The 13,105-nt window shown below is 60.1% G+C and carries 13 protein-coding genes and 1 tRNA gene; 11 read left to right on the forward strand and 3 right to left on the reverse strand.

The genetic code is table 11. The features are described from left to right. The 3 genes from WBF74_RS06875 to WBF74_RS06885 all read left to right on the forward strand — a co-directional run. Window positions 1-736, forward strand: a 736-nt coding sequence (locus tag WBF74_RS06875) for a tRNA guanosine(34) transglycosylase Tgt (protein WP_424437181.1), incomplete at its 5' end; no start/stop codon positions are given. 95 nt (window positions 737-831) lie between these two features. Continuing rightward, window positions 832-906, forward strand: a tRNA-Lys gene (locus tag WBF74_RS06880). A 115-nt stretch (window positions 907-1,021) separates the two neighbouring features. Next, window positions 1,022-1,459: a GFA family protein gene (locus WBF74_RS06885; RefSeq protein WP_424437184.1), complete on the forward strand. Its 438-nt coding sequence runs from the start codon at window positions 1,022-1,024 to the stop codon at window positions 1,457-1,459. Between the two features lie 36 nt (window positions 1,460-1,495). On the opposite strand, the gene WBF74_RS06890 is transcribed toward WBF74_RS06885, so the two are convergent. Together WBF74_RS06890 and WBF74_RS06895 are read right to left on the reverse strand one after the other, a co-directional pair. Continuing rightward, a complete protein-coding gene (locus WBF74_RS06890) occupies window positions 1,496-1,912 on the reverse strand; it encodes a GreA/GreB family elongation factor (protein WP_424437187.1) in 417 nt (138 codons plus the stop codon). Beyond that, window positions 1,912-2,415, reverse strand: coding sequence for a GreA/GreB family elongation factor (locus WBF74_RS06895; RefSeq protein WP_424437190.1), 504 nt, complete (start codon window positions 2,413-2,415; stop codon window positions 1,912-1,914). Before WBF74_RS06895 ends, WBF74_RS06890 begins: the two co-directional genes overlap by 1 nt. Before the next feature lie 374 nt (window positions 2,416-2,789). On the opposite strand from WBF74_RS06895, the gene WBF74_RS06900 reads away from it, so the two are divergent. Beyond that, window positions 2,790-3,617, forward strand: a complete 828-nt coding sequence (locus WBF74_RS06900; RefSeq protein ID WP_424437193.1) for a helix-turn-helix domain-containing protein — start codon at window positions 2,790-2,792, stop codon at window positions 3,615-3,617. An 8-nt stretch (window positions 3,618-3,625) separates the two neighbouring features. On the opposite strand, the gene WBF74_RS06905 is transcribed toward WBF74_RS06900, so the two are convergent. Further along, window positions 3,626-4,282 carry a carbonic anhydrase gene (locus WBF74_RS06905; protein ID WP_424437196.1) on the reverse strand — a complete coding sequence of 219 codons (657 nt, stop codon included), beginning with the start codon at window positions 4,280-4,282 and terminating at the stop codon, window positions 3,626-3,628. Window positions 4,283-4,518: 236 nt separating this feature from the next. On the opposite strand from WBF74_RS06905, the gene WBF74_RS06910 reads away from it, so the two are divergent. The 7 genes from WBF74_RS06910 to WBF74_RS06940 form a co-directional block, all read left to right on the forward strand. Further along, window positions 4,519-4,842: a hypothetical protein gene (locus WBF74_RS06910; protein ID WP_424437199.1), complete on the forward strand. Its 324-nt coding sequence runs from the start codon at window positions 4,519-4,521 to the stop codon at window positions 4,840-4,842. A gap of 156 nt (window positions 4,843-4,998) precedes the next feature. Continuing rightward, window positions 4,999-5,793 (forward strand): sulfate adenylyltransferase subunit CysD, encoded by a 795-nt coding sequence (gene cysD, locus WBF74_RS06915; RefSeq protein ID WP_424437205.1) that lies wholly within the window; start codon window positions 4,999-5,001, stop codon window positions 5,791-5,793. A gap of 12 nt (window positions 5,794-5,805) precedes the next feature. Further along, window positions 5,806-7,728, forward strand: coding sequence for an adenylyl-sulfate kinase (gene cysC, locus WBF74_RS06920; RefSeq protein ID WP_424437208.1), 1,923 nt, complete (start codon window positions 5,806-5,808; stop codon window positions 7,726-7,728). Between the two features lie 34 nt (window positions 7,729-7,762). Beyond that, entirely contained in the window at window positions 7,763-8,749 is a 987-nt protein-coding gene (gene galE, locus WBF74_RS06925; protein WP_424437211.1) for a UDP-glucose 4-epimerase GalE, read from the forward strand. 139 nt (window positions 8,750-8,888) lie between these two features. After that, a complete protein-coding gene (glmU, locus tag WBF74_RS06930) occupies window positions 8,889-10,235 on the forward strand; it encodes a bifunctional UDP-N-acetylglucosamine diphosphorylase/glucosamine-1-phosphate N-acetyltransferase GlmU (protein ID WP_424437220.1) in 1,347 nt (448 codons plus the stop codon). 2 nt (window positions 10,236-10,237) lie between these two features. Next, entirely contained in the window at window positions 10,238-12,061 is a 1,824-nt protein-coding gene (gene glmS, locus WBF74_RS06935) for a glutamine--fructose-6-phosphate transaminase (isomerizing) (RefSeq protein WP_424437214.1), read from the forward strand. A gap of 152 nt (window positions 12,062-12,213) precedes the next feature. Beyond that, a partial coding sequence (locus WBF74_RS06940; protein ID WP_424437217.1) for a tetratricopeptide repeat protein occupies window positions 12,214-13,105 on the forward strand: 892 nt, incomplete at its 3' end.

Consider the following 13,105-nt stretch of genomic DNA (forward strand, 5'->3'; position numbering starts at 1 on the left):
ACTCGATGAGTGCACGCCGTTTCCTGCGACGGAGGAACAGGCGCGCGTTTCGATGGAGCTGTCGCTGCGCTGGGCACGCCGCTCGCGGGAGGCTTTCGAAAAGCAGCCGCATCGCAAGGAAGGGATGGCGCTGTTCGGCATCGTGCAGGGCAGCATCTATGAGGCAGAGCGGCTTCGTTCTGCGGCGGGGCTGCGCGAGATCGGTTTTGAAGGCTATGCGGTGGGCGGCCTTGCCGTGGGCGAGGGGCAGGCTGAAATGCTCCGCGTACTCGACTTTACCGTTCCGGCGCTGCCGGAGGATCGCCCGCGCTATCTGATGGGCGTCGGTACGCCGGATGATCTTGTCGAGGCGGTGTCGCGCGGCATCGACATGTTCGATTGCGTGATGCCGACCCGCAATGGCCGCCACGGCCTTGCCTTCACACGCCGGGGCAAGGTGAACCTGAAAAACGCGCGCCACGCAGCAGACCGGCGTCCGCTTGATGAGGAAAGCACTTGCCCGGCGGCACGGGATTATTCGCGCGCCTATCTGCACCATCTGATCAAGTCGGGCGAGATGCTGGGCGCCATGCTGGTGAGCTGGATCAATATTCACTACTACCAGTCTCTGATGGCGGAGATGCGGGCGGCCATTGCGGAAGGACGCTTCGAGGCATTCCGAAGCGCGTTCAAGGCGGCGCAGGCGGCGGGGGACATTGACCGCTTTGAGCCGAAGAAGGCTCAATCGGAACAATAAGTTGGCTGTGGCAAATCCCGCTGTTGACCCAGTGGAACGTGGCGCTTAAGTTCCGGCCACATTCAGCGGGACGGCTGGTTTCCGTCCTGTTCGGTGGGCCCTTAGCTCAGCGGTAGAGCGGCTGACTTTTAATCAGTAGGTCGATGGTTCGATCCCATCAGGGCTCACCACTTTTTCGCGCGAGACGCGACGAAAGTGATGCTTTCCGAGTAAAATCCGGGCGACGGTATTGGCAATCCGAGATGGATCGTCAGCAGCGTTTCAGCAATCAGCCCCGGTGAACTCATGCCAGAAAATCCAGCGAATCTTCCGCCGCCTTATGAGGGCGGGTGTTCTTGTGGCGCGGTGCGGTTTCGTGCCGAGGCGGCACCTCTCGGCGTTCGCATCTGTCATTGCCGTCTCTGCCAGAAGGCGATGAGCGCGCCCTTTCTGGCGATTGCGAGCTTTCAGAAATCGGCTGTCACGGTCACGGGCGAGACGGCATCATGGCAGTCATCCGGCCGGCTGCGGCGGCATTTCTGTCCGCGCTGCGGCACGCGGCTTACGGTTGAGCCGATCGATGCCGACAGGCTCGGCTTTCCGCTTGCCACGTTTGATAATCCTGCGGCGATTCACCCGGAGATGCATATCTGGGTCTCGGCGCGCTTGCCGTGGGTCTGTCTCGATGACGGGCTTCCGCAATATCTCGAAGCATCGCCTGAGCCTTATCGCGACCCGAAATAGAAAGCGGCGCCCGGAGAACGGGCGCCGCCTTTATTATCAATCGCGATTGACGACCTTCACGACCCTGAGCCAGCGCAGATCGCCGTGACGCGAGGTCCAGCTGATGGTTTCGCCCTCGCGCATACCGAGAAGTGCCACGCCTACGGGCGAGGCAAGCGAAATGCAGCCTTCCGGGATGTCCTTTGCCGGATAGACGAGTTTCAGCTTTTCGGGCCGGCCCTTCATGCCGAACACGAATTCGACCGTGGAATTCACCGTTACGACCTCGCGCGGGAGGTGTGAGAGCGGCATGAGTTTCGCTCGCGACAATTCCTGGTCGAGAAATTCGGACACTTCCGGCAAGACATCGGCAAGCCGCTCCGCAATCTCGGAGAGCTCGTCGAACTGTTCTTCTGCCACGAAGATGGGCGGCAGGTTTTTCGCCTTTGTTTCGTTCGTTTCAGTCGTAGCCATCAGGCTGCCTCCGGTCCTCCGTCGTCGTCCGGCCCTGCATTTTGCGCGCGGGCGGCGGCTTCGGGTTGATGTTCCAGCATTACAATGTCGATGGTGAGCTTGAGGCCATCGAAGGTCTCAGTCACCACCGTTTCTCCCGGCTTGCGGCCGAGAAGGGCAAGCCCCACCGGTGTCAGCACACTCACATACTGGCCGTTATGGGGGACATTCTCGCGACCGATCGTCAGCATACGCCGCTCTATACGGTCACTATCCACGCGGTAGCGAACAGTGCTTCCCAGCGTGATGACATTCGGCGGCATTTCGCTGGTCGGAATGACATGTGCATCAGCGAGCAATCTCGCAATGCGCGAGCGCATCGGGCTCAGCATGTCGAACTGTTCATAGGTTGCGACTTCAAGCCGCCCATAATCATGCAGGCCCAGAATGGGTCTTTCGACAGTGTTTCCAGCCGAAAGCGGAACAGAATAAAGGTGCGGTGAGCTGCGATTGCGCATCGACATGTCGATAGTCCTCATCAAAGCGAAGTGCCATACGGGTTCGCCATCGAGAAATATGCAGGGGGTGAGGTAGGGGTATCCCCGGACGTCGCGCGCAAGAATGCGGCGTCGGCCCGGGGCTAAGAGCCCGCGAGCAACGTTCCGGGAGTCCGAAACTGTCGTGCATTCACATGTCGCATAAGATCAATGTGGCCCTTCTAAAGCCTTTTGTCAAAAGGGGTTTCACAGTTCAGGGCAGGAGTTTGTGGGCCGGGGCGAAATCCCGCAGATTGGTGCGAAAATGGCCGTTTTGTCGTGTGTAAAAGACAAAATGGTACATTCTTGGTAACTATGTCGGGCTACCTTCTTGCGAAATGTCGACGGCGGAGTGCCATGAGATGACAGGACACAGGGAGGAAATCGCGCGACGGCTGAACGAGGCGCGCCTCGCGGCCGGGCTGACCCTCAGGGACATTGCTGACTCGCTGCGGATAAAGCCCGTTTATCTTCAAGCCATTGAGGCCGGGCAGTTTGAGCGCCTTCCGGCGCTGCCCCAGACCATCGGCTTCACGCGCGCCTATGCGAAGCATCTCGATGTGGATATCGAGGCGCCGCTGACGCGCCTCGGGGAAGAAGTTCAGCAGAATATCGAGAGCGTCGAATATGCCTATCCCGAACCGGTCTGGACGGTATCGCCCCGGCGGATCGGTTACACGGTGGCTGGCATGGTCATCGGGGCGGCGGTGCTTGCGTTGTCCCTGTTCGATTTCTCATCGACGCCGGACGAGCCGGTTGTGCTGGCCGCGCCGGACCGTGCTGTTGTCACGCCTCCGCTTGTCGCGCCCCTTGAGATCAAGCCTGCAAGCCCCGTTCTCCCGCGCGCTGCAACCGCACCCATAACGGCAGATCTCGCACTACAGCTATTGGCCGGAACTTCGGAAGTGGCGGAGGTGCCTGCCGAGGTGGAAGTGGCCGCTGCGCCTGTGGTGGAAACGCCCGCGGTGGAAACACCGGCGGGTCAGCGTTTTGTCACTGCCCATGTCTATATGCGCGCGCAGCCGGCCAATGCCGGAGCGGTGCTGGACGTGTTGCAGCCCTGCGAACCGCTGGTTCTTCAGAATGAGGATGGGGGCGAGCCCTGGCTGAATGTCACCCGGGCGGATGGACGGTCTGGATGGGTTTACCGCAACTACGTGAGCGGCAATAAACCGGCATCCTGTTCGTAAGTCGGAGCCTATTCCGTCACGTCGTTGAACGTGCCGCTCTCGGGATCATAGATCGAGAGAATTCCCGTGCCGATTCCGTAGAACCAGCCATGCAGGCGCAACGTGCCTTCTTCCTCCCGTCTGCGGATGAAGGGGAAGGTGCGGAGACGGTCGAGCGAATCGATCACCGCTTCCTGTTCGAGAAGGCGCAGCGTTTTTGTGCGATCCGCCGTGCCATGCTTTGCCACCACACGCTCGGCGACGGGTTTCACGAGTGAAATCCATTTGGGGATGAAGTCGCCGGGGGCGGCCTTGCCGCAGCAGGTGTTGTAGAGCGCCTCCATGCCGCCGCAGGCAGCGTGGCCCATCACGATGATGTTCTTGATCCCCAGTACCTTGACGCCAAATTCCAGCGCGGCGCTGGTGCCGTGGTGACGGTCATCCGGCTCATAGGGCGGAACGATATTCGCGACGTTGCGGACGACAAAGAGACCGCCGGGATCGGCCTGGAAAACCATCGCCGGATCGGCCCGGCTGTCACAACAGGCGATGATGAGCGCCTTGGGCTTCTGAGGTGTCGCGGCCAGCGCGCGATACCGCTCTTCATTCTGCTTGTAGGTGCCCTGGCGGAAAGACCGATAACCGGCAATCAGACTGTCTATGTCATCCATCCGCGCTGTCTCCATTGCCAGTTTTCCTGGCGCTTACATACACAAAGCAGGGCTTTGCGTAAAAGCGATTGATGAGCGTGTGCTGCTCATTTTGAAATCAGTTGCACAAGGAATGCTCATTTACTCACACCGATGACCGCTAAGACGCGTTGATGTGCGCGGATTCCGCAGAAGGCGCGGAACCTGCAAGGCGGTTTTCCGCAGGAGGTACAGGCGTGCTGTGCCTCCAAATCAGAAGACGGGGATTGAGAATGCCGGTTGTCGAACAGTTGGGGAGCTTTTCGCTGGAGATGCAGACCATCATTGGCGGGCTGACGCTGCTGGGTGTTGTCCTGATCGGGGCGTGGCTCTCCAGATACGGTATGAAGAAGCGGGAAGCGGAAGAGGACGCAAAGGAACTGAGGGCGCTGCTCGACAGGGCGGTGAGCGCGCTGGAAGAACGGAAAAACAGGGACCGGAAGGCGGCCCTGTCAATCCGGCACAAGCCCGTGAACCGGGCGGTTGTCCACAAGAATTCTGGAGTCAAAAAGGCAGGCCGGATGGGAGAAGGCCGCGCTTTCGGTCCCCGGCGCTGAGCTTTCATCACGACGTCTGTTTTAGAGCCAAATGGAGCTTGCAAAGGCGCCCCTCGCACTTTAAATCACAGGCACCAAACGGGATTACAACCTAAATTCCCGTTTTTATATGTGATTTATAGAGGGGTGCCTTACGGCTCCCGCAGGAAGGCTCTTATGGACCGTCTGGATCAGCTCGAAAGCCAGAGCATTTTCATCTTCCGGGAAGCGTTCAACCGCATCGAGAACATCGCGATGCTGTGGTCGCTCGGGAAGGATTCCAACGTGATGATCTGGCTGGCGCGAAAAGCGTTCTTCGGCCATGTGCCTTTCCCGGTCATGCATGTTGATACCGAGAAGAAGTTTCCGGAAATGTACGAGTTCCGGGATCGGTATGCGGCCGAATGGGGGCTGAACTTCATCCGCGAACTGTGCCCGCCGATTGATGCGGTTGACGAGACGCTGCCGCCTGCGGCGCGCTCTGCCGCGCGCAAGACGGAAGGTCTCAAGGATGCGCTGAAGAAGCACAAGTTCAACGCGCTTTTCGCAGGCATTCGCCGCGACGAGGAAGCGACCCGCGCAAAAGAGCGCGTGTTCAGCCCGCGCGGTACGACCGGCCAGTGGGACTTCCGCGATCAGCCGCCGGAATTCTGGGACCAGTTCAAGACGGATTTCCCGCCTGGCACGCATATCCGCGTTCACCCGCTGCTGCACTGGACGGAAATCGACATCTGGCTCTACACGCTGCGCGAGCAGATCCCGACCATTCCGCTCTATTTCTCGAAGGACGGAAAGCGCTATCGCTCGCTGGGTGACAAGGACATAACCTTTCCGGTGGCAAGCAACGCCAGCACCATCGAAGAAATCATCGAGGAATTGCGGACGACGAAAGTTGCCGAGCGTTCCGGGCGTGCCATGGACCACGAAGCGGAAGACGCATTCGAACGTCTCCGCGCCGACGGCTATCTCTAAGGAATAAAAGTCATGTCCGAAGCCTCAGAAGCCAAGGTTAAACTTGCCGTCGTGAATGAGAACCCGGCGCCTGCGCGCGACCTGCTGCGCATCGTGATTGTCGGTCACGTCGATCACGGAAAATCCACTCTGGTGGGCCGTCTTTTCCATGACACGGGGTCGCTCCCCGAAGGGAAGTATGAAGCCATCAAGGCCGTGTGCGAAAAGCGCGGCGTCCCGTTTGAATGGGCGTTTCTCATGGACGCGCTTCAGGCGGAGCGCGATCAGGGTATCACCATTGATACGAGCCAGATCTGGTTCAAGACGGATGCCCGCGACTACACGATCATCGACGCGCCGGGGCACAAGGAATTTCTGAAGAACATGATCACGGGTGCCGCGCAGTCCGATGCGGCGCTGCTGATCATCGACGCTGGCGAAGGTGTGCGCGAGCAATCGCGTCGTCACGGCTATCTGCTGCATCTTCTCGGTATTCGCCAGATCGCTGTTGCCGTGAACAAGATGGACCTGATCGGCTACGACAAGGCGAAGTTCGACGCCATCGAAGCGGAGTATCGCGACTATCTCACCTCAATCGGCGTGACACCGACCTTTGTTATTCCTGTTTCGGCGCGTGAAGGTGACAATATCGTTACGCCGTCCGGCGCGATGGACTGGTACACGGGCCCGACCGTTGTGAAGGCGCTCGACAGCTTCATGCCGACCGCCTCGCCGGTGGACCGGCCGCTGCGCTTCCCCGTGCAGGATGTTTACAAGTTCGACCATCGCCGCATCATTGCGGGCCGCATCGAGGAAGGCCGGATCGCGGTGGGTGACGAGATCATCTTCTCGCCCTCCAACAAGACGGCGCGTGTGGCAAGCATCGAGGCGTGGTCAGCCATTCCCGGCAAGCCGCTGCCAACCGAAGGCGAAGCGGGCGAGTCCATCGGCATCACGCTTGATGAGCAGATTTTCGTCGAGCGCGGTGAGGTCATCAGCCATATTGAACATGCACCGATCGAGACGGATGTGTTCCGCGCCCGCGTCTTCTGGCTTGGTCAGGAGCCGATGGTCAAAGGTCGCAGCTATCGTATGAAGCTCGGCACGATGGAGGCGCCGGTTACGGTGCAGTCCATCGAAAGCATCATCGATACGACAGATCTTTCGAGCAATTCTTCGGAGCAGGTAGAGCGCAACCAGGTGGCGGAAATCATTCTCCGCTCACGTCGCATGCTGGCGCTGGATGAGTTCAACAACGCGCCGAAGACGGGCCGCTTCGTGCTGATCGACAAGTACGATATTGCCGGCGGCGGCATCATCTCCATGGAGGGATATGCCAACCAGCGTGACCTTATCACGGCGCGTTCCACGAATATCACCCGTGTCGAACATGGCGTGACGCGCGAGGAACGCAGCTTCCGCAATGGTCACAAGGGCGGTGTGCTGTGGCTGACCGGTCTTTCGGGTGCGGGCAAGTCCACGGTCGCCATTGCGCTTGAGAAGAAGCTGTTTGAGAAGGGCTACAACGTTTTCGTGCTGGATGGCGACAATGTGCGCCACGGCCTCAACGCCAATCTGAGTTTCTCGCCGGAAGATCGTGCGGAAAATATCCGGCGTGTGGGTGAAGTGGCGGCGCTCTTCGCGCGGGCGGGGATGGTGGCCATTACCTCCTTCATTTCGCCTTATCGCTCGGATCGTGACCGTGCGCGACAGGCGCTGGAGAACGGGGATTTCCACGAAATCTACGTCAAAGCGGATGTTGCTACCTGCGAGGCGCGCGATCCCAAGGGCCTCTACAAGAAGGCCCGGGCGGGCGAAATCAAGGAATTCACCGGTATTTCCGCACCCTATGAAGAGCCGGAGAACCCGGAACTGACGATTGATACGTCGGCGCTCTCGATTGAGGAGTCGGTCGAAAAACTCGTCAACTATGTGGAGATGAAGTTCAAGGTATAACTCTGGTCGGAAATGATTCCCGACGAGGGTTGGCATGAGCGTTCTGGTTACCGGCGGGGCTGGCTATATTGGCAGCCATGCCGTGATTGATCTTCTCCGGGCGGGCGAAGAGGTTGTCGTGATCGATGACCTCTCGACCGGCTTTGACTGGGCGGTTCAGGAAGCGGCGAGCTTCCATCAGGGCGATATTGCGGATGAGGCGCTTGTCAGCCGTCTGCTCAAGGATCACGGCGTTGAAGCGGTGATCCATTTTGCCGGCTCCATCGTCGTGCCGGAATCCGTCGAGAACCCTCTCAAATATTATCTGAATAACACAGCCAAATCGCGCAGCCTGATCGAAACCTGCGTAAAGGCGGGCGTGAAGCATTTCATCTTCTCCTCGACCGCCGCTGTGTACGGCATGGTGGGCAATGCGCCGGTGAGCGAGGATGCGCAGCTTGCGCCCATGTCGCCCTATGGCCGCTCCAAGCTGATGACGGAATGGATGTTGGTCGATGTGGCGGCGGCGCATGACATGACCTTTGCCGCGCTGCGCTATTTCAATGTGGCGGGCGGCGACCCGGAGGGTCGGGTTGGGCAGTCCACGGCCAATGCGACCCATCTCATCAAGGTGGCCTGCCAGACGGCGCTCGGGCAGCGGCCCTATATCGAGATCTATGGTGATGATTATCCGACGCCGGATGGCACCTGTATCCGGGACTACATCCATGTGAGCGATCTCGTGGCCGCGCATACAGCGGCGCTGGGGCATCTTCGCAAGGGCGGGGAGAGCTTCATCGCCAATTGCGGCTATGGTCACGGCTTTTCGGTGCGCGACGTTCTGGGCGCGGTGGAGCGGGCAGCCGGGCGTGGCTTTGAAATCCGGCAGGCGCCGCGCCGGGCGGGTGATCCGGCCTCTATCGTGTCCAATCCGGCGCTGATCAAAAGGACGCTCGGCTGGGAGCCAGCCTTTGACAATCTCGATACGATTGTCGCTCATGCCCTGGCCTGGGAGCGGCGTCTGGCGGAGCGAAACCGCTAGGGTGTGCCTCTACCCGTTCGTAAGGGTTTTGGGGCAACATAATGAAATATAAGTTCATTTCTCCATACAATGGCGCCGAGGCACATTGCGCAGCGCTGGGGAGCTGTTTCGGAGCCGGATTGCAACGATGACATCAGCCATGCTTACCACGGTCATTCTGGCGGCAGGCAAGGGAACGCGGATGAAGTCGCGCCTGCCCAAAGTCCTGCATCAGATTGCGGGACGGTCGATGCTGGGCCATGTACTGGCGGCGACTGGAGACCTTGGCAGTGATGCGAGCCTGCTCGTCGTCGGTCCCGGTATGGATGAAGTCTCCGCCCATGCAAAAGGCGTTCGCCCGGATCTGGTCACAGTCATTCAGGAAAACCAGCTTGGCACGGGCGATGCCGTGCGAGCGGCGGCCGCGCAGATTCCGTCCGGCGATGGCGTGGTGCTTGTCGTCTTTGGCGACACGCCGCTTGTGCGCACGGAGACGCTGGCGGACATGGTGGCCCGCTGTCGTGACGAAAGCGACATTGTGATCCTCGGATTCGAGGCCGCGGACCCTACCGGCTATGGCCGCATCGTGACAGCCGGTGCCAATGTTCTGCGCATTGTGGAACACAAGGATGCGAGCGAGGAAGAACGCGCGATCCGGCTTTGTTTTGGCGGGCCGATGGCCATTCGCGCAGCGCATCTGGCGTCACTGCTTGCGAAGCTCAGAAATGACAATGCTCAGGGCGAGTTTTATCTCACCGACGTCGTCGCGCACGGGCGCGCCGTGGGCCTGAGCTGCAGCGCGGTTCTCTGCCCGGAGAGTGACATTCAGGGCGTGAACAGCCGCGCCGATCTTGCTTCCGCCGAAGCCGTGATGCAGAAGCGATTGCGGGCGGCGGCGATGGCGGGCGGAGTGACCTTTCTCGACCCCGACACGGTCTATCTCAGCCATGACACGGTTTTCGGCGAGGATGTAACGGTCGGGCAGAATGTGGTCTTTGCGCCCGGTTGCCGCATTGCGCGGGGCGCGACCATCAAGGCTTTCTCGCATCTTGAAGGGGCAGAAATCGGTGAGGGGGCAGAGATCGGTCCCTTTGCGCGCATTCGTCCCGGATCGAGCATTGGCCGCAAGGCGCGGATTGGCAATTTCGTCGAGACAAAGAAGGCGAAGATCGAGGACGGTGCCAAGGTCAATCACCTCTCCTATATCGGTGATGCGCGGGTGGGCGAGGGCGCCAATGTCGGTGCAGGCACGATCACCTGTAACTATGACGGCTTCAACAAGTTCTTCACCGATATTGGGGCGGGCGCGTTTATCGGCTCCAACTCGTCGCTTGTTGCGCCGGTGACGATTGGTGACGGTGCCTATATCGGCTCGGGCAGTGTCGTCACGCGTAATGTGTCGCCGGATGCGCTGGCCGTTGCGCGCGGCAAACAATTTGAAAAGCCCGGTTGGGCATCCAGCTTCCGCAGCAAGAATGCGGCAGCCAAGAAATCCTCAGGTGATTAAGTATGTGCGGTATCGTCGGCATCATTGGCAGCGAGCCTGTTGCGCCCGTTATTCTGGAAGCGCTGAAGCGGCTGGAATATCGCGGCTATGACAGCGCGGGTATTGCCACGCTTCACAAGGGCGAGATTGATCGCCGCCGCGCGGAAGGCAAGCTCTTCAATCTGGAAAAGCTGATCGATGAAATCCCGCTCGACGGCAAGATCGGTATCGGCCATACGCGCTGGGCAACGCATGGCGCGCCGACGGAACGCAATGCCCATCCCCATGCTACCGACCGTGTTGCCATTGTGCATAACGGGATCATCGAAAATTTCCGCGAGTTGCGCGAAAGAATGGTGGCGGCGGGTTCCGTTTTCGTGACGGAGACAGACAGCGAGGTGATCGCCCATCTCGTCACCCATTATCTGGACAAGGGGCTTGAGCCGCGCGAGGCCGCTGAAACCGCGATCAAGGAGCTTGAAGGAGCGTTTGCGCTCGGCATCATTTTCCGTGGCCATGAAGATCTGATGATCGGTGCGCGGCGGGGCAGCCCGCTTGCGGTGGGCTATGGTGACGGAGCCATGTATCTCGGCTCTGATGCCTTTGCGCTCGCGCCGATGACGAACCGCGTCGCCTTTCTGGAAGAAGGGGATCGTGTCGAGATCACGCGCGATGGCGCGGTGATCCATGATGCGGACGGCAATATCGTCAAGCGCCCGGTCAAGATCACCGATGTTTCCGCCGCCATGGTGGACAAGGGCAATCACCGGCATTTCATGGCGAAGGAAATCTTCGAACAGCCGGAAGTGATCGGCCATACGCTGTCGGAATATCTCGACCCGCTGAATGAGAGTTTCCGCGATATCACGCTGCCGGTCGATCTCGCTTCGGTGCCGCGCATCACTATCGTTGCCTGTGGCACCGCCTATTTCGCAGGGCTTGTGGCGAAATACTGGTTCGAGCGCTATGCGCGTGTGTCGGTGGAGGTCGATATCGCCTCCGAGTTCCGCTACCGCGAGGCGGCGCTGCCGGAGGGCGGGCTTGCGATCTTCATTTCCCAGTCCGGCGAAACGGCGGACACGCTTGCGGCGCTCCATTATTGCCGTGAGCAGGGACAGAAAATCCTGTCCGTCGTCAATGTGACGGAATCGTCCATCGCGCGTGCTTCCGACGCGGTCCTGCCGACCTATGCCGGACCGGAAATCGGTGTTGCCTCGACCAAGGCTTTCACCTGCCAGCTCGCAACGCTTGCAGTGCTTGCCGTGCGCGCGGGCCTTGCGCGTGGCACCATCACGCGGGATGAGGAAATCAATCTCGTTCGCACGCTGATGGAAGTGCCGCGCCATGTCGTCGATGCTCTGGCGTTTGACGAGAATATTCAGGCGCTGAGCGTGGAACTCTCCAAGGCGCGGGACGTGCTTTATCTCGGCCGTGGCTTCAACTATCCGATCGCCCTTGAAGGTGCGCTGAAGCTCAAGGAAATTTCCTACATTCACGCCGAAGGCTATGCGGCGGGGGAACTGAAGCACGGGCCGATTGCCCTGATCGATGAGAGCGTGCCCGTTGTCGTAATCTCGCCGGTCGATCCGCTTTTTGAAAAGACCATCTCCAACATGCAGGAGGTGATCGCGCGGGGTGGCAATGTTCTGCTGATTGCAGACAAGGAAGGCATCGCCCGCGCGGGCGAGGGGCTGTGGGCCACCATCGAAGTGCCTGCGGTTCACCCGCTCATTGCGCCCATCGTGAATGTGATCCCGGTGCAGCTTCTCGCCTATCACACGGCCGTTTCGAAGGGTACGGATGTGGACCAGCCGCGCAACCTCGCCAAGTCGGTGACAGTGGAGTAGGGCGATTCGTTCATTCCGTCAGGCATTGCCTGTCGCCGCCTCTGGATAACCCATTGATATAGTTTGTGTTTTCGGCACGCCGAAAGCTGCGACCTTCCGCATGGTAAATTATTCCGGATTTACCGCTGTCGCGTTTCGAGGAGGGCCGGTCGATGCGGCAAAAGATGCGGGGGATGATCTCCAGTGCGAAGCGGCTGGTGGCAATTGGTGCCATGGTCGCCATGTTTGCCGGTGTGACGATGAGCATGCCGCAGGCAGGGGCGGGGACGTCTGAAAGCGAAGCCGCCGCTCTGATGCGTGCAGGGGCAGACGCGATTGAACACGGCCAGTATCAAAAGGCCGTTGCCGATTTTTCCAATGCGCTCGATAGCGGCGGGCTTGCGCCTGAGGGCCGCGCGCTTGCCTATCACCATCGCGGTGTCGCCTTTCAGAAGATCGGCGAGCAGGATGCGGCTATTGCCGATTACACGCGTGCGATCGAGGCACGGAGCCTGTCCGGCGATGTGCTGGCGCGGACGCATTACAATCGCGGCATTTCCTATGGCCGGACCGGGCAGGAACAAGCGGCAGAGCGCGACTATCTAAGAGCGATAGAGCTTTCACCGCGCTATGCAGCGGCGCATCACAACCTTGCCAATCTGCTGCGGCAGCGCGGCCAGCTTGATGACGCGATCTCGCATTATTCCGCAGCCATTGACGAGATGCGCGGGCGCGACAGGCGTTTGCCGCTCTATGGCCGCGCGCTTTCCTTCGAGCAAAAGGGCGATGTTGCACGGGCGAGCGCGGATCTGCGTCAGGCGCTCGCCGTGGATCCGGAGTTTGAGCAGGCTTCGGCGCGGCTTGCCGAGCTTGAAGCAGGGGCGGGCGGAGAGGTGGTCACGACCACAAAAGTGCTGCCCTCGACCATCATGCCTTTTCAGGCCGCATCATCCGGCCACGAGGGCGCGCAGATCATCCGCATTTCGAGCATTGGCGGCTGGCGCACAACGGCAACCCGCTTCCCACAGGAAGAGGCGCCAGTGGCCATGGCGGATGCTGCTTCTG

This window comes from Parvibaculum sp. (assembly GCF_049672805.1).
In the GTDB taxonomy this organism is placed as follows: Bacteria; Pseudomonadota; Alphaproteobacteria; order Parvibaculales; family Parvibaculaceae; genus Parvibaculum.